Origin of the sequence: Bacteroides eggerthii, from assembly GCF_025146565.1 — a bacterium.
Taxonomy (GTDB): domain Bacteria; phylum Bacteroidota; class Bacteroidia; order Bacteroidales; family Bacteroidaceae; genus Bacteroides; species Bacteroides eggerthii.
The window spans coordinates 4132660-4156871 of record NZ_CP102258.1; the positions used below are offsets into that span (position 1 = coordinate 4132660).

The 24212-nt window shown below is 42.2% G+C and carries 13 protein-coding genes; 2 read left to right on the forward strand and 11 right to left on the reverse strand.

From position 1 onward, the window contains the following. Positions 1 to 145: 145 nt before the first annotated feature. The gene (locus NQ546_RS17090) at positions 146 to 1807 is read left to right on the forward strand and encodes a putative transporter (protein ID WP_004288518.1); all 1662 of its coding nucleotides are present in this window, start codon (positions 146 to 148) and stop codon (positions 1805 to 1807) included. A 105-nt stretch (positions 1808 to 1912) separates the two neighbouring features. On the opposite strand, the gene NQ546_RS17095 is transcribed toward NQ546_RS17090, so the two are convergent. From NQ546_RS17095 to NQ546_RS17140, 10 genes are all read right to left on the reverse strand, one after another. Further along, positions 1913 to 2542, reverse strand: a complete 630-nt coding sequence (locus NQ546_RS17095; protein ID WP_004288517.1) for a cytidylate kinase-like family protein — start codon at positions 2540 to 2542, stop codon at positions 1913 to 1915. Positions 2543 to 2628: 86 nt separating this feature from the next. Then, positions 2629 to 4233, reverse strand: a complete 1605-nt coding sequence (locus tag NQ546_RS17100) for a sulfatase family protein (protein ID WP_004288515.1) — start codon at positions 4231 to 4233, stop codon at positions 2629 to 2631. A gap of 11 nt (positions 4234 to 4244) precedes the next feature. After that, entirely contained in the window at positions 4245 to 6245 is a 2001-nt protein-coding gene (gene hepC, locus NQ546_RS17105) for a heparin-sulfate lyase HepC (protein ID WP_004288514.1), read from the reverse strand. A gap of 17 nt (positions 6246 to 6262) precedes the next feature. Beyond that, the gene (locus NQ546_RS17110) at positions 6263 to 7558 is read right to left on the reverse strand and encodes a DUF4995 domain-containing protein (protein ID WP_004288513.1); all 1296 of its coding nucleotides are present in this window, start codon (positions 7556 to 7558) and stop codon (positions 6263 to 6265) included. Positions 7559 to 7770: 212 nt separating this feature from the next. After that, complete coding sequence (locus tag NQ546_RS17115) at positions 7771 to 9441, reverse strand: RagB/SusD family nutrient uptake outer membrane protein (RefSeq protein WP_004288512.1); 1671 nt, start codon at positions 9439 to 9441, stop codon at positions 7771 to 7773. Positions 9442 to 9465: 24 nt separating this feature from the next. Then, positions 9466 to 12678 (reverse strand): SusC/RagA family TonB-linked outer membrane protein, encoded by a 3213-nt coding sequence (locus NQ546_RS17120; RefSeq protein WP_004288510.1) that lies wholly within the window; start codon positions 12676 to 12678, stop codon positions 9466 to 9468. A gap of 266 nt (positions 12679 to 12944) precedes the next feature. Beyond that, positions 12945 to 13397: a cupin domain-containing protein gene (locus NQ546_RS17125; protein WP_004288509.1), complete on the reverse strand. Its 453-nt coding sequence runs from the start codon at positions 13395 to 13397 to the stop codon at positions 12945 to 12947. 32 nt (positions 13398 to 13429) lie between these two features. Beyond that, complete coding sequence (locus tag NQ546_RS17130) at positions 13430 to 14545, reverse strand: aldose epimerase family protein (protein ID WP_004288507.1); 1116 nt, start codon at positions 14543 to 14545, stop codon at positions 13430 to 13432. A gap of 5 nt (positions 14546 to 14550) precedes the next feature. Then, on the reverse strand, positions 14551 to 18597 hold the full coding sequence (locus NQ546_RS17135; RefSeq protein WP_004288506.1) for a hybrid sensor histidine kinase/response regulator transcription factor: 4047 nt from the start codon (positions 18595 to 18597) through the stop codon (positions 14551 to 14553). Positions 18598 to 18647: 50 nt separating this feature from the next. Beyond that, positions 18648 to 20549, reverse strand: coding sequence for a prenyltransferase/squalene oxidase repeat-containing protein (locus NQ546_RS17140; RefSeq protein WP_039952907.1), 1902 nt, complete (start codon positions 20547 to 20549; stop codon positions 18648 to 18650). Between the two features lie 240 nt (positions 20550 to 20789). Here NQ546_RS17140 and NQ546_RS17145 point away from each other — a divergent pair, with 240 nt between their 5' ends. After that, on the forward strand, positions 20790 to 22757 hold the full coding sequence (locus NQ546_RS17145; protein ID WP_004288502.1) for a sulfatase family protein: 1968 nt from the start codon (positions 20790 to 20792) through the stop codon (positions 22755 to 22757). Positions 22758 to 22777: 20 nt separating this feature from the next. Here NQ546_RS17145 and NQ546_RS17150 read toward each other — a convergent pair whose 3' ends face one another. Then, the gene (locus NQ546_RS17150; RefSeq protein WP_004288501.1) at positions 22778 to 24136 is read right to left on the reverse strand and encodes an MATE family efflux transporter; all 1359 of its coding nucleotides are present in this window, start codon (positions 24134 to 24136) and stop codon (positions 22778 to 22780) included. Between the last annotated feature and the right edge of the window lie 76 nt (positions 24137 to 24212).

Genomic DNA, 24212 nt, shown 5'->3' on the forward strand with positions numbered 1-24212 from the left:
TCATCTTTATTCAAAGCATATTCTTGATGTACACCCGCCTTTTGCAAAGTTGGTATTACAAAAAGAAAGGCAAACCCTTTGTTTGCTCCTCTTTATTAAGTAATTTTGCGCAAAATTTAAAAAAGCAACATTATAATAAGGTATTATGAACTGGTTAGAAAGTCTTCTTTGGGACCCTTCATCCGTCGCACATATCGTCTGCCTGTATGCATTCGTTATATCTGTGGGGGTGCTGCTGGGCAAGATTAAAATTTTCGGGGTATCGTTGGGAGTTACGTTTGTGCTCTTCACCGGTATTCTAATGGGACACTTTGGATTTACAGGTGAAACACACATTTTACATTTCATCCGCGAATTCGGTTTGATTCTATTTGTATTCTGTATAGGTTTACAAGTAGGACCGTCTTTCTTCTCCTCTTTCAAGAAAGGAGGAATGACGCTGAACATGCTTGCAGTGGGCATTGTGGCACTGAATATCGTTGTCGCCCTGAGCATTTACTTCATTGACGGGAACATAGACTTGCCAATGATAGTAGGTATCCTGTACGGTGCTGTAACCAATACCCCCGGTTTGGGTGCCGCTCAGGAAGCATTGAACCAGCTGAATTATACGGGAGACCCTATCGCACTGGGATATGCCTGCGCCTATCCACTTGGTGTAGTCGGCATCATCGGTTCTATCATTGCCGTACGTTATATCTGCCGCATCAACCTGAAAAAGGAAGAAGAAGAGCTCAATACGCAGGAAGCGGATATGAAACACATGCCGCATATGCTGCACCTCGAGGTACGTAACGAAGCCATTGACGGCAAGAAACTGATTCAGGTAAAAGATTTTCTGGGACGCCCGTTCGTATGCTCCCGTATCCGTCATGAGGGCCATGTCAGTATTCCTAACCAAGATACCCAATTCCACATCGGCGACCAATTGTTCATCGTATGTTCCGAGGAAGATGCCGAAGCGGTAACTGCCTTTATCGGCAAAGAGATTCAGGTGGACTGGGAAAAGCAGGATACACCTATGGTGTCACGCCGCATCTTGGTTACAAAATCAGAAATCAACGGCAAGAAACTGGGAAGCATGCACTTCCGAAACATGTACGGTGTGAACGTGACGCGCATCAACCGTTCGGGTATGGACTTGTTTGCCGATCCCAATCTGGTGCTTCAGGTAGGTGACCGCGTCATGGTGGTAGGACAGCAGGATGCGGTAGAACGTGTGGCCGGTGTACTGGGTAATCAGCTGAAGCGTTTAGACTCACCGAATATCGTTACAATCTTCGTGGGCATATTCTTGGGTATCTTGTTGGGAAGTCTTCCCATTGCATTCCCAGGCATGCCGACTCCGGTAAAATTAGGCTTGGCAGGCGGTCCGCTGGTAGTAGCCATTCTAATCGGGCGTTTCGGGCACAAATTACATCTTGTAACATACACAACCATGAGTGCCAACTTAATGCTGCGTGAAATAGGTATCGTCCTCTTCCTTGCCAGTGTAGGTATAGAAGCGGGAGAACATTTCGTACAGACGGTAGTGGAAGGAAGCGGTTTGTCGTATGTGGGTTACGGTTTCCTGATTACTACCATTCCATTGCTGATAATCGGTATAATTGCCCGACTTTATTGCAAAGTCAATTATTTCACGCTGATGGGTCTGATTGCCGGTAGTAACACCGACCCACCCGCATTGGCATACTCTAATCAGGCATCAGGCAACGACGCGCCGTCAGTTGGTTATTCTACGGTTTATCCGTTGACAATGTTCCTGCGCATTCTGGCCGGACAGATGATATTACTGGCAATGATGTAAAATACAAAAGAGTTTTCAAGCTATTAATAAATTCGGGAGGAATTTTACTATAATTCTATCAAAATTATAGTAAAATTCCTCCCGAATTTATTAATGATTATAAAACTACAACTTCAGTTTCTTCCTCACAAACTCTTCTATATAACTCACAGTCTCGTCAATGCCCAATACAGATGAATCGATGCAAAGATGATAGGTAGCCGCTGCGCCCCAAGTCTTATAACTGTAATAGTTATAATATTCCGCTCGCCGCTTATCTGCCTTATTCATCTTCTCTTCCGCCGCATCCTCCGAAATGGAATGCAGATGACATAAACGGGCTATACGATCCTCACGCGATGAGGAGATAAAGATATTGACACAGCGTGGATTATCCCGCAAAATATAGTCGGCACAACGCCCGACAAACAAACAGGACTTTTCGGAAGCCAGTTTCCGTATCACATCGCTTTGTACCTTAAACAGCGCATCGTTGCTCAGACAATTGGTTGCAGGCATAGCTCCATCACTAATGAACGGGAAACGCATACCGAACAACCCGCCTATGATTCCTTGCGAAGCCTTTTCATCGGCTTTCTCAAAGAATTCCCGGCACAATCCACTTTCTTCGGAAGCAAGGTTAATCAGCTCTTTATCATAGAAGTCTATCCCCAGTCTGACGGCCAGTTTCTCTCCTATCTCCCGTCCGCCACTACCTAACTGGCGACCTATATTTACTACAAATTTATTGTCCATAGATATATTCTCTGAATGATTGATTGGTAGCAAATATAGGTATTCTTCCGGTAAATATCAAGTTCGGGCAAGGATTCCTCGACTTTTCACCGATTCTCCATAAACCGCCTGTCACCTTTGAACAGTTCTTTTACCTTCTCGTCAGGGTCATAGTCTGCATATTGCTCCTGCACATCTTTCAACAGCAGCATAAGCTCGGCTTGCTTGGCAGCATATTCAGGTTTACCATACAGGTTATTCAACTCGTGCGGATCATTCTGCATATCGTACATTTCCCATTCATCCACATCATTATAAAAATGGATCAGCTTGAAATCTGTCGTACGAATACCATAATGGCGTTTCACCGAATGTTCGGCAGGATACTCATAGTAATGATAATATGCAGCTTTCCGCCAATCGGAAGGCTCATTACCTTCATTGGTAAGAACCGGTTTCAAAGATACTCCCTGAATATCTTCCGGAATTTCCACTCCTGCAAAATCCAAGAATGTGGGGGCAAAGTCTATATTCATGGCTATCGCATTTGAGGTGCTTCCTGCCTTGATCGCTTTGGGATACCGGATAATCATCGGCATACGCTGACATTCTTCGTACATAAAACGTTTGTCGAACCAACCATGCTCACCCAAAAAGAACCCCTGATCGGAGGTGTAGACAATGATTGTATTGTCCAATTCACCGGTCTTCTCCAAATAATTGAGCAACCTTCCGATATTCTCGTCCACAGCAACTACGGTGGCCAGATAGTCGCGCATGTATTGCTGGTATTTCCAACTAACCAACGCATTACCTTTCAGATTGCCACTGCGATACTCCGAGATACGCTGTGCATAGACAGAATCCCACTTGTTCTGTACGACAGCCGGCATACGCTTATAAACCTGATAAAGACGATTGGCAGTGTCTTTCAGCATTTCCTCACGAGTCAGCAACTTCAAGTCCCAATCATCAGTCAGCGTATGTTCAATCGACATATCCTGTTCTTTAGCCGCACGTCCTCTGCCTTCATAGGTATCGAAAAGCGTACCGGGTTCAGGAAAAATCGTGTTATTGAACATTCCCAAATGACGGGGAGCCGGCATCCAGTTCCGATGAGGAGCTTTTTGATGGAACATCATACAAAAAGGTCTGCTTTTGTCCCGGTGCTCCAAATACTCAATCGCTTTATCTGTGACAATATCGGTTACATAGCCTTGCTCTACCACATGCTTACCATTTTCAATAAAATCGGGATTATAGTAATCGCCCTGCTCATGCTGACCACTCAAGATACACCAGTAATCAAAGCCTTGCGGCTCGGTTATCAAGTGCCACTTACCGATTATTGAAGTCTGATAGCCGGCCGTTTGCAATAGCTTGGGAAAGGTTTGCTGACTGCCGTCGAAAGTGCTTGCATTATCGGTAAAACCATTGAGATGGCTGAATTTGCCCGTCAGGATACAAGCTCGTGAAGGACCGGAAAGCGCATTAACCGCATAACAATTATCCATACGGAGCCCCTCATTGGCTATCCTATCCATGTTCGGGGTCTGGATAAGGCGTCCTCCGTAACACGACATTGCCTGCGTGGTATGGTCATCTGTCATCATAAAGATGATATTAGGCCGCTTTACTTCCGCTTTCCGGGATGTGCAAGCCGAAATCCCGGTAGCAGCAAGAGGCAGTAATATGTATGATAATCGATTCATAGATTATTAGCTTATTTAAGCTGAGACATTAATTGACGTGCCACACCGTTTACGGAAACTTCCACTTTGACACCTTTTTCATCAAAATCTTTGTTCAAGAATTTTGCTTTCAATACCGGATAAGAGGCGGTATCTTTCACCGGATAGATAACGGTTATATAACGTACGGCTTCCGCATCGTCCTTATGTATATCGAAAGACAATGAAGTACGGGGAACACGTTGGCGATAAGCGATAGAACGCCAGCCCTCTTCTTTCTTTAAAGACGCCTTCTTTTCCGGGAAACATTGCAGCTTCACGTTACTCGGACCCGCATAAGCCGTAGTTGCCATATTCTTTTTTACATCAACATTTACCGTTCCTTCACAAAAGTGATAATTCAAATTCACCGTTCCCTTGGCATCACCAACCGCTTCATCTACGATAACATAATAAGTCTGATCGACAAAGAACACCGTACGGCGATGTTTCAACCCTTGGTAACTTGGATTTTCAGTAACCAGAATCTGTTCCCTACCCTCCGGTTGCCACAATTTAGTTACAGACTGCGTAGTTTCGAAGTTACGGCCATCCAACGTCAATGTATTGTGTACGCGTGTCTGACGGAACCAGTTACGCAGCTTCATCACTTCGTCGCTCCCGGCATAAACATACGCACCGGAATCCGGAAAGAGGTTCTTTCCATTAAACCAGAATTCAAAGGTGCCGTTATCCGGCTGGCAGTGCCATTCACCTTTAGGACCAGCCTTGACTACCATTACGGCCGCATCTTTCTTCCAACCGCTTCTAAAAGTGAAGAAACCGGAAGCCAATGAACCATGAGACAGATAAGGCAACGGAGCTCCTTCACGACCTTCTGTGGCATAATAACGTATCCATTCACTATCCGGGAAAAGCGTAACCCAATCACGATAATTAGCAAGCTCAGACTTATAATCGCCTAACTTGGCATCACTGAAACAAGGATTGGTATAGTCGGGAAAACAAATATTGGTATAGAACTCAATCATCTTCTTTACGGTATCCAGATATTCTGCCGGGAACTCATTGCGGAAACCATTGCAATCCGCCATGCGCAGAGCCTTGCAGAATATATTGATTGCAGCCAGATGATAGTGGGGATCCAACTCATATTGACCGCCGTCATCGTATACTTGCTTCTTGATTTCGCGATTCAGAATATTGATTCCACTTTCTCTCCAAGTAGCGGCATCCTTAAACTCCGGAAAGAAAACACCTGCATATACCATACGCTGGGCTTCAAACAACAGGTGATTACCCTCCGCAGAATAATTCTTAAAAAGATATGCACCATGACGATGATAATTCACCAAGAACTCTGTCAGGAACTCAGGAGTAAAAGCCTCCGCGGGGCAAAACAGGAGAAACTGGCAGGTTTGATCTTGCAAGCGGTTGCTGACTTCCAACTGACGCCATGCAAAATGCACATTATCAGCATCCTCTTTTACCTCGCCGGCACTGACAAGTTCAAAATTCTCTTTTTCCATTTTTACCAATGGATTCTTCTTTATCCAATCTATATACTGGAAAACCCATTCCTTTGCATATTTTTCATCGCCGGATATACGATAGGCTTTGCCCATAGGAGTAAACCATTTGTGACGGTGTAGTTGCCAGCGCAGTTCGTTGTCTTTCACAGGCCAATACTCCCAGTTAATATCCTTACCATAGTTGTACGAAGGCTGATAACCTTTATGTACAAAAAAGGTGTGATCCATGGCATCATCCGCCCACTTCTGTTCCTCTTTGGATATGGCGAGATTCTTTAAATCGATATCCGGATGTGCAATGTCGGTACGGTTGCGATAATAGGCCAGTAATTCCTGTGCAGCCTCCTCCCATTGCTGCCGGGAGCATGCAGTTTTTACTTTCTCCAAACCCGGATAATCCAGATTCAATAAGTCAAAAGCCTCTTTTCGGAGTTGCTGTGCATCTGCAATAATGGCGATGGTCAGCAAGAAAACACTTAAAATGAATTTCATTATTTTCATGATATATAATAATAAGATTAAATATTCTTATAGTTAAGCCCCTTTACTTTCATATAACGAAGCAGTGCTTCCAAATAATAATAGTCAGCATAGTTAATCGGCGTATTTATTTCAGAACCGTTGGGCAATGACCCCGTAGAATGCATCAGGATAAACCCTTGATTCGTACCGACCTTTGCCAGATAAGCCTCCGATGAAAGGTTTTTGAGCAGTCTCTCGGCATAGTCAAAATAAATTTGTCCATCCTCAACCAACGTGCTCAGTTCTATTAAAGCAGAAGCCGTTATAGAAGCAGCTGATGCATCACGAGGGGTCTGCGGCATATCAGGAGCATCATAGTCCCACAAAGGTATCGCATCTTCCGTTTTCACACGCCGCATAATCAATGCAGCTATATTCTCAGCCTGTCGCAAAAATTCCGCATTTTTTGATTCACGATAGCAAGAAGTGTAACCATATAAGCCCCATGCCTGTCCGCGCGCCCACGAAGAATCATCTTTCTGCCCCTGATGTGTGCATTTCTTTTCTACCGTTCCGTCATTATTATAACTAACTACATGATAAGATGAGTAATCATCTCTAAAATGGTTTTTCATTGTTGTTTCGGCATGTTTTAGAGCCAGCTCCTTATACTTATCATCCCCGGTAAGATGACTTACATAAAACAGCAGATCCAAATTCATCATATTGTCAATGATAACAGGAAAATTCCATTTACCGAAGTCCCATGAACGGATGCAGCCAATTTCCGGATTAAAACGACCGCACAGGTTATCGGCTGTTTGTATCAATGCCTGACGAACACTGTCAACGGGGCATAGACGGTAAGAATTCCCAAAACTACAATTCATCATAAACCCTATATCGTGTGTACCTTTATATTCACGCAACGGATATAAGTAGTTCGTAAACTTGACAGCTTCCTTTTTAAAATCCTCATTGCCTGTCAGTTGATAGGCATACCACAGATTACCGGGGAAAAAGCCACTCGTCCAATCATAGATTGAGAAACAATAACGACGACTCCCTAAATTATCATGTATAGGTTTCAACCGGGCAGAATCCTTGCCTATCAACTGTTTCTTTTCCAACTGCTGACACAAGGAGTTCACATCATAGCCCGTCCAAATGGAACGGGGCAATAATACAGAGTCGCCAATTTCCGAGACTGTGTATTCCAATTGTGCAGCAGATGTTTCTATCGCATATTTCAGCCAAGTATAATCCGCTTTCTCTGCGTGCTTGGAGGAACATCCCGACAAAGTGTATAATGCAATACCAATAACGAAATAGGACAATGATACTTTCTTCATTTTTTATAGGACTTTACGTAACAAATTTCTTACAAAATGCGTTTTTTGAAAACAATCAATAATTCATTTATATTAATCATCGCTGCAATAGCCTTGAAAAGCAGAAAGATGTTTAACAGAACTGAAAATGGAATGAGTTAACCTTTTCAGCTCTGAAACATCTTTCAACATTTCAAACAGAATGACATCCTGCTATTTATAGCAATAATATCTTATTCATAACCAGGATTATTCTGATTATTTAAAGCGGGATTAGCTTGCAATTCTCCCAATGGTATAGGGAATAACTCATGTTTTCCCTTCACAAAATTATCACCGGCAACGTATTTACCTTTCAATGATTTATCCATTTTGCTTTGGAACAACTGCAATGTCTCAGCCAAAATGCCCCAACGTAACAAATCGTATTTACGCTGCCCTTCAAAAGCCAGTTCGAAACCGCGTTCCCAATAGAGTGCAGTACGGAAATTGTCGGCAGCATCACCACCGTTGAAGAATGGCAAATCATACAATTTCTTATGTACATTCTTATATTCCTGCAATGAATTGACCTTGGTGGCTTTGGCACGTTCTCTTACATCGTTCAATAATTCCCAGGCTTTCGGAGTATTACCCGTTTCATTATAGGCTTCTGCTGCCATTAATACAACATCGGCATAGCGTAACGGGCAATAGTTTACACCCGTATTGTTGGGATCGAGGAAGCCCAACGGCATCCATTCTCTACGCCACTTTCCGGGATACCAATCCGCCACTTTCCTATTCACAGTCTTTTTATGTTTCTTTTCAGTCGCATCCCACTTGTATTGATAGTCACAAACCATCACATCACGACGTTCATCGCCTGCTTCAAAGAAATCTTTCCAAGCCGGCATTACACGAAAGAAAGCATTTGCACGTCCCATGACCTCTGCCGAAGCGCCTGCCCCCGGAGCTTCCACCAACGGTCCGTTGTAAGTAGCCCAAGTACCGGAGTTATCCTTATAACCACTACCCGTAGGATTGAAAGCTATTTCCCACAAACTTTCTTTAGAGTTCAAAACACCTCCCGAATAACCCTTGAACAATTCCACATAACCGCCATCATAAAAACCATGATAACCTTTATTTTGGAAAGCAGTCCACTCGGTAATTACAGCATCAAAGTATTCCTTTCTCTTATCATCAGCCGGACGGGTCAAAGTACCGTCTTGCTGTAAGCTATAACCGGCGCGTTGCAGATAAACACGCATCAGTAAGGCATGGGCTGCTCCCTGCGAAGGCACTTCAGGAGAAAGTTCGGCATCTCCTTGTTGCAAGTTATTCTTTGCAAAGTTCAAGTCATCGATAATACTCTTATAAATCTCTTCACGGCTCACACGACCGTTAGCAATGTCGCCGTAAGAAAAGGTGTATTCTGTTTTAAATGGAACATCTCCCCAATATTTTATCAAATCGAATGCCAGGAATGCACGCAAGAAACAGGCTTGTGCAACCAACTCCTGCAATTCAACATCTTCTTCATAGCCTTCCATGTTCTTGATGTTTGCAATGGCATAGTTAGCACGATCTATTCCCATATATTTGTACTTCCATAAGTCTGCAATCCATGTATTGGTTGTCTTTACCATGTAGTGGGCAATATCACGACGCGTATTGTCTGTCCCCGTTCCCTGTATATAATAGGTATCATCCGAAGCCGGAGTTGCCATTTCAAACTGTCCATAGTGCTTATCAATCGCCAGACAGTCATAAATACCTACCACCGCCATCTTTGCATGGTTGTAAGTCTGGAAATAAGCATCCTTCTCATAGTAGGAAGTGGGCTTTTCGTCCAATTCGCATGAGGTAACTCCTGCTGCAATCAGCGCGCAGAAAGTAATCATTTTATATTTTTTCATCATATTATATTCTCTTTTTAAGGTTCATTAGAAAGCTAAATTAATACCGAAAACGAACGAGCGGCTCTTAGGATAAGCACCAAAGTCCACACCCGGCGTCAAGCCACTGCCCATTGTAGAAACTTCAGGGTCGAAACCTGTATATTTAGTCCAAGTAAGCAGGTTGGAACCTGTTGCATACAAGCGCAATTTGCTTATACCAATCTTGCTAAGCATCTTTCTGGGGAATGTATAACCTAAAGTGATATTGCTCAGCTTCAGATAAGAACCATCTTCCACAGCCCATGAGTGAATATAAGTATCACCGATCTCATTATCATATACGGCGGCAACAGTCTTACCCTTATTTATGTCGGCCATTTCCTGCGGATCTGTGATCAATTCGCCTTTCTTGTTCACCACTACCCAACGATTGCTGGAATTGGCAATGTCCAACACATTCTTATTCTGCAAAGCAGTCTTGGTATTGGTCAGCTTGGTAGCATTGAACACATCGTTGCCAAAGCTGTAAGTCAGGAATATGCTCAAATCAAAATCTTTGTAAGTGAAAGTATTGTTAATACCACCGTAAAACTTCGGATAAGCATTACCGATCACCGTTTTGTCATTCTCTGTAATTTTATTGTCCTCGCTGCCGTCTACATTCTTGAATTTCCACATACCCGGTTTTACATCCGTCTTTTTACCGGAATAAGGTACGCCGTCTTTCAAAGTATAAGTCTTTGTAGCCTCATCATAATCAAAATCAGATACCTGATACAGCCCGTCTGTTACATATCCGTACATTTGTCCTAACGGCTGATTAACACCGATAATGTGTGTATTTTGATTATAGCCGAAGCTGGCTTCCCAAAGTTGTACATCTTCACCTGTCAGCTTCTTCACTGAGTTTTTGTTGTGCGACAAAGTGACAGCTGTATTCCAAGTGAAATCTTTAGTCATAATGTTGGTAGAATTGATAGTAAGGTCAATACCCTTATTTTCCGTTTCACCGGCATTAATAACCATGCTGTCATAACCGGAGGATGTGGGCAACTTAGCATTCAGCAACAGGTTGCTACTGCGGTTTATATAAAATTCCGGAGAGATAGTCAAGCGCTGGTTAAAGAAACCAAAGTCCAAACCGAAGTTAAATGTTTTGTTAGCTTCCCATTTCAGGTTGGGATTAGGTATCTGCTTAGAAACATAGCCAGGTTGTGTAGAGTCGCCATTAGGATAAGTAACAGAAGTCAACATAGGCAGACTCACATAGCTGTCAATACGGTTATTACCAGCCATACCATATCCCAAACGAACTTTCAAGTCGGAAAATATATTCAGGTTCTTAATGAACTCTTCTTCGCCCAAACGCCATGCAGCAGAGAATGCCGGGAAGTACCCCCACTTATTATTCTTACCGAACTTAGAAGAGCCATCGGCGCGGAATGACGCTGTAAACAAGTATTTGTCTTTGAAACCGTAATTGAAACGTGCAAAGAAAGAGAGAAGCTTATCATCATAATTCTCGGAAGATGAAACAGCAGTCGGCAAACCAAGTGAAAGGTCTCCCAAACCGATATCATCATTCGGGAAGTTGGCAGCAGCAGCCGAGAAGCTACGATTCCAACGGTTAACATATTCTTGACCAAGCATGGCAGTTATATCGTGCCCCTTGCCGGCCCAGTTATAATTCAAAACATTTGAAGTTTGGAAACTACTGTTTTCTATATTCTGAATGCTACCATTGATGCTTGAACGTTTAGCCGTTATAGACTTGTCGCCATAGAAAGTATCGTTGCGGCGTGTCTGATAGCGCATACCCGTCGTGTTACGGAATGAAAGCCCTTTAATCAACTTCAAAGTAAAGCCTCCGTTAGCCTGGAATGTGCGATATTCACGATCTTTAGTCTCTTCGGCAGCAGAGAGCAGAGGGTTCTGCATCACATTACCGGTATCATCTACCAATAGCGGGTCTTCATCACCCAATAACAAATCATCAGTACCATTGATACCTACCATCGGACGATACTGCAAGATATGTTGCATCTTGTTGAAACGGTCACCACCTTCGGAAGTACCCATTCCATAAATTTTCATCTGGTCATAGCTAATACGAGCAGTAATACTCAAACGATCATTCAGCTTATGGTTCATGTTGAATGAGATATTGTGCTTCTTATTACCGCTATATACCATAGCTCCTTCTTCATCGTAATAAGAATATGCCAAATTATAGTTCAATTTATCTGTTCCTCCTGAGACACCCACACGATAATTCTGTGTCAAGGCCGTACGTCCTAAAGTTTGATCTTGCCAGTCTATACCTGCACGATTGGCATAATTGGCATCAATATCGGCATACTTACCATACAGTGCTTCGAAGTTTGCGACAGCTTTGTCCAAATCTTCTTGCGTACTGTTCTTGGCCGTAAAGGCGCTATAATAACGACGTTCATAATCAAGCAACGCAAATTCCCTTGTAGAAAGTACATCCAGCTTCTTTGCCACTTTCTTGAAGCCCACATAACTATCGAAAGTCACGGTAGCCTTGCCTTCTTTGCCTCCACTCTTAGTTGTTATAACCACAACACCATTGGCACCACGAGCACCATAAATAGCCGTAGCAGAAGCATCCTTCAAAATGTCGATAGTTTCAATTTCTGCCGGATCAAGGGTGGACATTCCGTCTTCACTCGGAAAACCATCAATGATATAAAGAGGTTCATTGCTTTGAGTAATGGAAATACCTCCACGAACACGAATTGAAATAGAAGCTCCCGGCGCCCCTTCACTCTGCATAACCTGAACACCGGCCATACGTCCGGCCAACGCTTGAGTTATATCACTTGTCGGAACTTTAGAAAGTTCTTTACTGTTCACAGAGGCTACTGATCCCGTTAAGTCTTTACGTTTAACGGTAGCATAGCCAATTGCAACCACTTCTTCCAACATTACGGCATCAGCCTTCAAGGTTACATCAATTACACTTCTACCATCAACTTTTACTTCTTGGGAAGTCATACCTACATACGAAAACACCAATACATCTTTCGATGCATCATTTACTTTCAAAGAATAGTTACCATTCACATCCGTAACCGTTCCTACACCGGCGGCACCTTTAATAGTCACACTACCACCGATTACTTCATATCCTTCGCTATCAATGACTTTTCCAGTTACAGTCAAACTTTGTGCATATGCAGACATACTCACAAAGACGAGGATAAACATTAAAAATAATTCTTTTAATTTGTACATAATAAATAAATCTAAGGTTCTACGTTAGAAATAATTTTTTCGGCAGCAAACATACTGCAAATGCAAAAAAAAGTGTAAAAGTATTGTTTTTATTCATCACACTTTTACACTTTTCAAATGCTATTTTTGTATAGAAAAGGACATTTTTGTATAAAAAAACGGCCTACGAACATGTATAAAGCCGATTCTAAATATCAAGCGACCAGCGCCAGAGTTACCCATTTTTTGTTAATAAAACAAATTTAACGACTAAGCCTACCCCTGTTTTATTTCAAAAAATCAGCTCTCATAGGAGCAAAACAATCTATAAGTACACCAGGTTCCAAACAAACACAGCTATGCAAAATATCAGGCTCAATATAAATGCCGTCACCAGCTTTCACTATCTTCTTCTCATTTCCTACCGTAAATTCGAATTTTCCACTTGCCACATAAGTTGTTTGTGTATGATAATGAGTATGAGGAGTTCCTATAGCTCCTTTTTCAAACTTCACTTTCACCAACATCACTTGTCCGTCGTATCCCATAATCTGACGAGTAACACCCGTACCTGCCGGTTCCCATGCCTTTTCTCCACTAATAAAAGTTTCACTGCGCGTTTTTCTTACCGGTTCACAGGCTGTCTTGCCGTTCCCTTCTTGTGCAGCATATATTCCAGGGAACATAAATAAAGAAAAAACAATTAAACACACATACATTTTCCAATCTTTTGCTTTCATAATCAAGTCTTTAGTTTGATAATTATTTAAGTTTATAATGTTTCAAATTTATATATAGTCGTTTGACGATAAGTTTCTCCCGGCAGCAACACAGTAGTAGGGAATTGGGCATGATGAGGGGAATCTGGGAAATGTTGCATTTCGAGACAAAATCCAAAATATTTTCTATAACACAAACTGTCAGCAGCTTTCAAATAACTCAAATCAGAAGCAGGAGTATAAAACTGCATTCCCGGTTCTGTGGTATATGCTTTCAATACTCGACCAGAAACCGGATCAACCACTTTGGCAGCAAGCGCTAAAGTATCCAATGCTTTGTTGAGTTTATAATTGATGTCATATCCTTTTCCTAGCTGTTCAACATGGTGTTTTATAGTTCGCAGAGTACTAAAATCGTATTCTGTTCCTGCTACCGGCATAAGTTCACCTGTTGGCACTCCCGTAGAATCTACCGGTGTGATAGAATCTCCCATAATCATATAACAATGATTTAAGACCGACTCTTTACATCCGGTCAAATTAAAATAGCTGTGATTAGTCAGATTTATTACAGTAGGTTTGTCTGTCGATGCAATATAGTCCAAAATTACCTCATTGTCATTAGTGAATTTATAGGCTAATGACAAGTTGAGATTGCCGGGAAACCCGCCTTCCATATCGGGACTGAGATACTTAAAAACAACCACCGCGGTATCTTCCGCTATATAGCATGTATCTGTTTCAAAAACTTGCAGATTAAATCCTTTTATACCCCCATGAATGGAATGTCCCTTATTATTTCTATCTAAATAGTAAATTTTATCATCCAGCCTGAACTCCGCATTTTTAATTCTGTTGGCAAAACGTCCTACCGTAGCACCAAGTTTAGGTTGCCTGCCCCAATAATAGCGCAAACTGTCGAGCCCCAAAACGACCGGTTCAAACACCCCGTTTCTATCCGGTGCAGAAACATACGCTAAAGAAGCTGCATAATTTGTCACTTTAATAGTCATTCCATTCTTATTCACTATTTTAATCAGTTCTACGGGCTTACCCTCATATCGCAAACTATCCTCCTTTGTTATGGAGAATCCGCACATACTTGTTTGTCCCCACAAAGCGAGTGAAATCCAAACCTGCATTATAAACAAAACAATCCGCTTATCCATGACAGTTATGCATTATTCTTTCCATATTCCGTAGGCAGGCATCCCATATACTTCTTAAAACGCGCGGCAAAATAAGAAGGAGTATTATATCCCACCATAAAACTAATTTCCGAAACAGAATATCTGCCTTCTTTCAGCAACTGGCATGCACGATTAAACCTGATTTTATGAATAAAGTCTATCGCCGACTTACCGGTAATCGCTTTCAACTTCAAATGGAGATTAGAACGGCTCATATTCATTTCCCTGGCAAATTGTTCCGTTGAAAACTCTACATTATCCATGTTTTTCTCAATCACTGATATGGCTCTTCTCAACAGTTCCTCGTCCATTGTATTATTTGCCAATTTCTCCGGTTCTACTTCGGTAGTATTAGAATAGCGTTCAAAAACACGATAACGCGTACGTAACACATTCTGAATCTTTGTTTTCAAGATCGGCATAGAGAAAGGCTTAGGAATATAGTCATCTGCTCCAACTTGAAGCCCTTCCAACTGATATTTTGTATCAGCCTTTGCCGACAGCATATATACAGGAATATGGCAAGTTCGTATATTTTGCTTAATCGCTTTACACAATTTGACTCCATCCATTACGGGCATCATAACATCAGTAATGACTAAATCAACCTCTTGGCCTTTCAATATATCCAAGGCTTTCTGCCCATTGTCTGCTTCCAATAAATTAAAGTCGCTTGACAAACCACTCACCAAATATTGCCGAAGTTCCTGGTTATCATCCACTACTAAAATCTTTCCCCGTTTTTCTTTTTCTCCGTCTGCCAACGCGCTTGTTTCCAGCAGTTCTTCATCATCAATATAAACATCATGTGCATTTGTATAATATGCACGCTGCTCTTTGGCCCCCTTTTCTTGCGCAAGCAGTTCCTCAGAAGTATACATAGACTTATCCTGCGGTATATAAATGGAAAACGTAGAGCCTTCGCCCACTTTGCTTTCCAGAGTGATATGCCCATGATGCAGTTCTACCAGACGTTGAACCAGCGACAAGCCTATACCGCTTCCTTCATGTCCACTTTCCGCCTGATAAAAACGCTCAAATATTTTTTTCTGCTTTTCCGCCGGAATACCGACACCCGTATCAATCACTTGCAAAACAAGATTATTATCTTCTTTATAAAGACGTACGGTAATGCACTCTCCTTTTTCCGTATATTTAAAAGCGTTTGAAAGCAAATTATTTACAATCAAGTCCAAATAGGTCTCATCAAAGAGCAACTCTTCATCTTGCAATTCCGTATATAAATTATAATCTATATCCTTCCTTTTCGACAAGTTCTCATAATTCAAGAAACAGTTCAAGACTTTCTTATAAGCATTAGCATATACCGGTCTCAATTCAAAAATACCCAATTCAGCGCGACGATAATCCATTAACTGATTGACCAAATGCAACAGGCGGTTCGTATTACGCTGAATATATGACAATTTTTCATGTTCCCAATGGCCTTTAATACGTTCAATAAGTTCCTGCAATGGGGCAACAATCAAAGTAAGAGGAGTACGAAGCTCATGAGAGATGTCAATGTAAAAGCGGATTTTCATCTGGCTGATTTCCTCTTGTTTCTCTTTATCCAAGCGCTCCATCAGAATCTCAGCCTGCATATTCTTGCGCAACCAAAAGAAGCGCAAGACACCAAACAATAGCCCCGCGCACAAAATAATGAAAATAGAAATAGCCCACCAAGTACAATACCAAACCGGAAGTACCCGTATATGAAGAATTGCAGGCTCTTCACTCCATTTTCCATCATTATTGGCAGCTTTCAAAAAAAATGTATAATCTCCTGCCGGTAAATTTGAGTAGGAAACTAAATTTATATTATCTTGGCTGTACCACGAGTCGTTGTATCCTTCCAGCTTATACGCAAAAGTGTTATGCTTTCCAGCAATATAGTTTGAAACCACGAATGAGATAGAAAAAGAGTTTTGGGAGGAGGTCAATGTTATATGATCCTCGTTTTCTATACATTTTTTCAAAATTCTTGTTTCATCACCAGGCAATACTTCCTTATTGGATACATATAATTTATTTATAAATGGTCTCGGAGAATACGGATTATCAATAAGCGTTTCAGGCCGAAACGAAGTAATTCCATTAATCCCTCCAAAAAGCATGTTCCCATTATTAATTCGACAATAAGAACCGGCATTGAACTGATTACTCTGCAAACCGTCCACGATAGTAAAATTACGTAATTTTCTGCTTCCGGGGGTCAAACAGCTCAATCCTTGGTTTGTACTTATCCACAAACGCCCGTAACTATCTTCCAGAATGCCATAAATAACATTACTGGGCAGTCCATCAACCGTTGTGTACTGCAATAATTCTTTAGCATTCTCCTTCAAGCCAAAAAGTCCATTACGTGTTCCAACCCATATATATCCGGATGTAGATTCACAGAAACAGTTTATAAACGATTGCTTCAATATAGGAGCGATATCATATTCCGTATTAATTGTCAAAGAAGTGCCTGTTTGATTATAAATAGTAAGTCCCATTTCCCCTCCTGCCCAAATACGTTTCTTAGAATCCCGGAACAATACACTGTTGGATTCTTGCAAACGCTTTCCTTTGCTATCTTTATCAACCGTCTGAAAATGGTTACCAGCTATATCATAATGAATTAGAGTACCCAATGATGCAATCCAAAGCCCTCCATGCCCATCCGATAAAATAGAATAAATATTATTACTAGGCAAATCACTGTTTTGAGTATTGAAAAAACGTTGGTTTCCTGTCCTACGATTCAGTACTATCATTCCACCCGCATGAATTCCAACATATATATTATCATGCAGTTCATCAACATACACCGCCTTTATATCTTTAAAAGATACCTCTTTTGACAAGTCGGAATTCTGCAAATAGTATTTGTATGTTTTTGAAGCGCTGTCGTAAAAATTCAGGCCACCTCCATTAGTGCCGATCCACAGATTCTTTGCATTATCCTCCACTATACAGCTGACTACATTATCACTGATGGAATTGGCAAATGGAACATGCTTAATATGCTGAAAACGATTGCACAAAGGATGATAATAGTTCAATCCTCCCCAATAAGTGCCCAACCACATTCCTCCTTGCGAATCCATAAAAATACTACGTACAGAATTCTGTGACAGACTCCCCTCCTGTATTGCAGAATTTCTCACCGACAAAAAGCGATCTTTACCTCCTTCGTAAATATTCAAGCCCCCATAAGTGCCAACCCACAATCTGTTTTCCTGATCTACGGCCAAAGAACGCACATAGTTTGAATTCAGACCGGAATATCCGTCCTCATGTCTATAATTCTTCAGTTCCTTGGATTTAGTATCATACATGTATAGCCCTTCACCTTCCGTCGCTATCCATATCCGGGTGAACATCTGACAAAAGACAGAATGTATACGGGTTGCTTTCGGCATATCCACCAACTTTTCCAAAGTTCCATTTGCCAAAGAATAGACATAAAGTCCTTTCTCCACTCCTATGTAAATCTTATCACTTTGACGAACCATAGCAGTAGGTCTCAACAAATGTAGCGGATGAGGTAACGTATCATTCAGAATACGTTCCTTCCCTATATCAAAAAGCAATACTCCACTGGTTGTACCCAACATCAGATAGTCCTTATTCATCGGTGCTATGCATGTGACAGTAGCTTTATAACCATTTTCTTTATAAAAATAATTCGAGAAAGTATCTTGGTCCCGATTATAAAGAGAAAAACCCTCTCTGGTACCAATCCATACTCTACCGGAATCATCAACTGTTACACAACGACTAATGTCGCAAGCTATGCTTTGAGGATTCGCATATTGATGACGATAGACTGTAAAATTGTAGCCATCGTATTTATTGACTCCATCGTAAGTCGCAAACCACAAATTTCCTTCTTTGTCCTGATTAATACCAAATATCGTGCAATGTGACAGGCCTTCTTCCAATCCGATATGCGTAAAACGTATACCGTCCAGATTATTGGCATACCCGATACATGTAAATAATACTCCAAAGAATGTTAACAAAGGCCGAAACGTTTTCATATAATTAGATATATAATATTATAACATAAAAACAAAGAAACAAAAATATATTAATTATATGTGATTTCAATTTGAATTTTCTTATTCTCCCCCTCAGGAAATATCTGTAAAGGAACAAAAGAGAAACCGGGTACAGGATTAAATATTCGACCATCTTCATCTGTCGGAGCTACCTTCAACATGCCATTCACGCAGATTATTTCCAATACGCCCTCTTTTTTCTGAAGAAGCATGCCTTTCGAGGTAATATCCACTACCTCTGAAGGTGCGGCAATGACCGGCAAAACAAGGCAGGCTGTCAAAGGACAATAATCCACTACTATCGACATGCCCTGTTTGGAGTACACATAATCCAAAGTCACAGGAAACGCCCCCTGAACCGGTGTCTGCTGGTCAGCGTCCACCAAATGAGTATTGATATGGAAACGATGCTTATCTTTCTCTTGAGTATAAACAATATCCGTATCCAAGTCATCCAAATTACTATAAATAGTTCCATACTGTACCATTTCAACCCGCGGTGTTCCACTCATTATATACTTTCTGCTATTACTCTGCATATTAGGCGCTTCTATCAGAGCATACCGGTTTGTTGTAGCGGCAAAGACCGGACCGGCCTGTTCGTGCCACAACAGAGAAACAGCTCCTCCCATCGGGTGAGTGCCCTTTACCTTATATTCAGCATCAAAACCGGTACACGTGGAACGCCATGATCCTTCTGCAACCAGCCAAGTACGAATATCTTGGAAATACTTCACTCCATAAGCATTATCGCGTGGCAGTGACTTGTATTGTGGTGCTTTGACAGGTGGAAGCTCAAGAAAAGCGGTCAGAGCCTTGGCATGACCAAAAGTATGATGAATACAAGCCGGAATTCCCGAAGCCTGATAATCACGTCCGGCATGAAGCAATCCGTTATTTGTCGATTTCTTCAGTAATCGTATATTGCGCCGAATAGCTTCCAGATACTCCGGGTGTTGTTCTGCCATAGCATAATAACCACCCATGAAACCATCGCTCGTACGTCCGCCCCAATATGTCCACTTAAAACTGCGTGTCCCCCAACTATTATCCCACGCACCATCAGGCAACATAAATTCCAAGTGAGTATTCATGGAACGTTCCACAATAGAGAGCAGTTCCCGGTCGTTCACCATAAGCGCATAATAGGCCAGATTAGGCAAAGACTCTTCTATATTATAGCCTAAATCCACAGGAAGACAGCCATTCTTAGTAGGTGTCCATATCTTAGGTCCTTCACCGTATAAAAAAAAGTCGTTTACTGTAAAAAATTTCTTCAAATCCGAAGCCACAATCCGGGCTTCTTCCTTGAAATCCGGACGGTTAAACATCTCGCCAAGAGCCTGCAAGGCATATGTCACCGAGGCTGAATAGTTCACATTATTCAAGCGCTTCATGTTCCCCTGCATACGGCGACTGTACATCTGAGGATTCTTCATCATAAATTCGCCAGCTTCCAACAATTGTTTTTTCCAATGATTACAGGTAGAATCATCCAGCAAATGCCCATGATAATGCACTGCCTCATATAAAGCGATAGCCGCAAATACAGTCGTTCCACTCCAGTCTGACACATGTACATCGTTCATCCATGAACCATCCGGACGATGCACATTCTCCATCCATTTCATAAGCTTCTTGGCGGCAAGCAAATATTTATCATCGCCGGTTTTGTGCGCTAAATACATCAGAGGGAGAACCGTATCTCCTATCCGCCCATGAATACGAGCGCAGGCAGGACAAAGAAAACCTCCGTCAAGCGCAGGATGCAATCCTTCACATTGGTAAGTCAGCAGAGTATCTACCCACTCCATCAACAGTTTTTCCGCATCATTACGCAGGGATTTATCAGAATAAACAGGATTTCCGGCACATACTCGTCCCGAGAAAGAGAGCGCAAACACAAACGCCACAAAAAAAATGTTTCTCATATTATTTAGTATTATCAGATTCATTTTTCAAAAATAGAACATTCCGGCAACATATTGCCGTTATTTTCTCCAATACACCACAACATACGTTTACCGATTCCATAATTTTGTTGAATCTTCATCAATTTTGTTGAATATTTGTATGCCAAAACAATATTGGCAGTTTTTTAAACACATCAGGCATGCTTATCAGAGCAAATGCCCTATCTTAGCAACCGTTACTAAAAAACTAAATATAACATGAAAAACTTACCTTTACTCATGTGTACTGCTTTTTGCGGGCTGAATGCCGTCCAGGCTGATGCTGCAGACAACAAAAAGGATGAAAGGCCCAATATTCTTTGGCTTACTTTTGAAGATACCAGCGCTTACGAATTCGGTTGTTATGGTAATAAAGGCGTACACACCCCAAATGCGGATAGTCTAGCCGTTCATGGCATACAATTTATGAACGCATGGTCAGTGGCTCCGCAAAGTTCTGCTGCACGCTCGTCACTTATCACCGGCTGCTACTCCTCAAGCTACGGAATGGATGTCCATCCGGTTCCATACGACACTCCGGAAAACATATTCTTCCCTCAATGGCTACGGGAAGCCGGATATTATTGCACTAACAACAGCAAAACGCATTACAACTCCACCACAGACAATAAAAGTTGTTGGGACGAATGTACCCCTAAAGCATCCTACAACAGTACTAAACGCGGTAAAGACCAACCATTCTTCGCTGTGTATAACACAGTGACCTCACACATGGGACGTATCCGTACTTTCCACACTGATGGACGAAGAGATTATACAACGGAAGGTATTTATCCTGAGCTTCTCACCCTGCCTTCCTACGTACCCGACTTGCCCGAAGTGCGTTCCGACTATGCCGGCCACCTGGAAGCCGTACAGGATGTAGACACTTGGTTGGGATTTTTTCTGAAAGATCTGAAAGAAAAGGGATTGGACGACAATACGATTATCTTCTTCTTCAGCGATCATGGCGGTTGCGTCCCGCGCGGCAAAGGATATTTATATGAAAGCGGTTTGAGAGTCCCCATGATAGCCTACTTTCCACCCAAATGGCAACATCTGGCTGGAAAGAAAGCATCCGGTAAAGAATATTCTTTGGTGAACTTCACCGATTTAGGCCCTACCGTACTTAGTCTTGCGGGAGTAAAACCGCCTAAGCACATGCAAGGCAAAGCTTTATACGGGAAATATGCATCCGATGAAAAACGGGAAATTCAGTTTGCTCTGGCTGCCAACCAACTACATCATTTTATGCCTGTACGTGCCGCCACCGACGGACGTTTCAAATACATCCGTAGCTATATCCCCTATCGTCAATTTGCCCTGCGCAATTATTATCAATGGGGTATGCCGTCCAATAAGGCATGGGACACGTTGGTATTAGGCGGTCACAATACCAATCCCGACTGGGCACAAACTTTCAACGCCCACCCGGCCGAAATGTTGTTCGACCTTGAAAAAGATCCAGGCGAACTACATAATTTATCCGACTCTCCCGAATATGCGGAAGTCCTGGCAAAAATGCGTAAAGCCCTTTCTGACCATATCCGTTCTACAAAAGATTTAGGATTTTTCATGCCCACTTCCCGCGTAAATACAACATTATACGACAAAGTGCGCAAAGAAAAATATCCCTTGAATGAACTATATAACCTTGTAGAGTTAGCCGGTACAGCTAAAGCAAGCGATGCCTCTGTATTCGAGAAAGCATTATCCAGCCAATACCCGGAAATGCGTTATTGGGCATCCGTAGGTTTAGCGCAACTTGGAATCAAAGGAGAGTTACAAGTTTGTCCTCCAACCTTGCTTACCCTGATGAACGATGCCGACCCATATATAGCCTGCGAAGCAGCCTATGCTGCAGCCTATTTGGGAGAAACATCCAAAGGCATCGAGCGTCTAAATCATCCGGCAAAAGAAGCTGACAGAAAAGTCGGTTACTCTTTACTGGAATGTTTGTCCTTGGACAAAACTATGCAACCTGCCATCCGCACTCATCTGGCAGACCTGAAAGAGAAGGCCGAAATTCTTCCTCGCAAAGCAAATGAAGATGCCGGGCTAATGGCACGCGGCATTTTGGTCAACCTCGGTGAGATGAATATAAAGGACCTGCATGGCCCCGAATCCTATAAATTAGGATTGAAACTGAATCATGGACGCAGACCCATGGTTCCGCTTCCAAACTGATAAGCTGGGCAACAACGTTGTCATCTCCCTTGAGCCTGTACCCTAAATTTTCGAAATTGCCACACCAGCATTGTCCCCGCTATCAGACTGGCCAGCAGATCGGAGATAGGCATGCTATACCAAACTCCTGCTGCACCGAAAAAGCGAGGTAAAATCAACAGACAAGGGAGCAACACTACCATTTGGCGGGTAAGGGAAAGAAATATCGCCTTACTCGCCATTCCTATACTTTGGAAGAAATTAGCCGTAACCATTTGAAAGCCGATAATAGGGAAGAACATCACCACAATGCGCAACCCCTTTGCCGAGAGCTCTATAAGTTCGGCATCCGATGTAAAAATACCGACTACCGTATCCGAAAACAACATTCCTATAATAAAGCCGAAAGTCGTCACCCCGGTAGCATAGATAATCGTCAGTTTCAATGTCTTGGTAACACGTTCATATTGTTTGGCTCCAAAATTATAGCCTGCAATAGGTTGCATTCCCTGGTTTAATCCCATTACAATCATCACGATAATGAAGACCAGCCGATTGACGATACCAAAAGCACCGATAGCCAAGTCACCGCCATACTTCTTCAATCCTTGATTAATAAGAATCACGATGAAGCATGCCGCCATGTTCATCAAAAACGGAGACATGCCAATGGCCAACGAATCAAAAACAATTTTACGTTTCAACCGGAAAATACCACGATGAAAATGTAACAGTTCTTCTTTACTGCTGAATATCCAAAGCTGCCACATCAACGATATAATCTGCGCCACAATCGTTGCGATCGCTGCTCCGCGAATACCCCAGCCAAAACCGTAAATAAATACGGGGTCAAGTATCGTATTAATAATCACCGTAGCGATAGTGGCATACATGGCCTTCTGTGGATGCCCCGAAGAACGCAGTACCGCGTTCAATCCCAGATAGAGATGCGTAATAGTATTCCCAAGAAGGATAATATACATATAGTCACGTGCATACCCCACCGTCTCGTCACTGCCACCGAAAAAGTAAAGGATAGGATCAAGAAAATCCATGACTATCACCGTAAAAGCCACTCCAAGCAGAATATTCAATACAAACACATTGCCCAAGACGCGCTGCGCAGTATCGTAGTCTTTCTGCCCAAGCTTGACAGAGATCAATGTAGCAGCTCCCACGCCCACCAACGACCCGAAAGCCGCCGCAAGGTTCATTAAAGGAAAGGTCAATGCCAATCCCGAAATAGCCATTGTGCCCACACCATGCCCGATGAAGATACTGTCTACCATGTTATATAAGGAAGATGCTGTCATAGCAATGATTGCCGGTACAGCATACTGCATCAATAATTTTCCGATATTCTCTGTACCCAACGCTGTGGGAGTTTTTTGTCCTACCATACTTTTTACCTTTTTTTGAGGGCGCAAATGTACTCAAAATTCGGCAGGTGAGCAAAAAACGTTCCACAGAGTACAC

Coding starts and splice junctions, on each gene's coding strand:
- NQ546_RS17150 (WP_004288501.1), bottom strand. CDS start 24,136: ATGGTAGGACAAAAAACTCCCACAGCGTTGGGTACAGAGAATATCGGA.
- NQ546_RS17130 (WP_004288507.1), bottom strand. CDS start 14,545: ATGGATAAGCGGATTGTTTTGTTTATAATGCAGGTTTGGATTTCACTC.
- NQ546_RS17125 (WP_004288509.1), bottom strand. CDS start 13,397: ATGAAAGCAAAAGATTGGAAAATGTATGTGTGTTTAATTGTTTTTTCT.
- NQ546_RS17115 (WP_004288512.1), bottom strand. CDS start 9,441: ATGATGAAAAAATATAAAATGATTACTTTCTGCGCGCTGATTGCAGCA.
- NQ546_RS17145 (WP_004288502.1), top strand. CDS start 20,790: ATGAAAAACTTACCTTTACTCATGTGTACTGCTTTTTGCGGGCTGAAT.
- NQ546_RS17140 (WP_039952907.1), bottom strand. CDS start 20,549: ATGAGAAACATTTTTTTTGTGGCGTTTGTGTTTGCGCTCTCTTTCTCG.
- NQ546_RS17100 (WP_004288515.1), bottom strand. CDS start 4,233: ATGAATCGATTATCATACATATTACTGCCTCTTGCTGCTACCGGGATT.
- NQ546_RS17110 (WP_004288513.1), bottom strand. CDS start 7,558: ATGAAGAAAGTATCATTGTCCTATTTCGTTATTGGTATTGCATTATAC.
- NQ546_RS17095 (WP_004288517.1), bottom strand. CDS start 2,542: ATGGACAATAAATTTGTAGTAAATATAGGTCGCCAGTTAGGTAGTGGC.
- NQ546_RS17120 (WP_004288510.1), bottom strand. CDS start 12,678: ATGTACAAATTAAAAGAATTATTTTTAATGTTTATCCTCGTCTTTGTG.
- NQ546_RS17135 (WP_004288506.1), bottom strand. CDS start 18,597: ATGAAAACGTTTCGGCCTTTGTTAACATTCTTTGGAGTATTATTTACA.
- NQ546_RS17090 (WP_004288518.1), top strand. CDS start 146: ATGAACTGGTTAGAAAGTCTTCTTTGGGACCCTTCATCCGTCGCACAT.
- hepC (WP_004288514.1), bottom strand. CDS start 6,245: ATGAAAATAATGAAATTCATTTTAAGTGTTTTCTTGCTGACCATCGCC.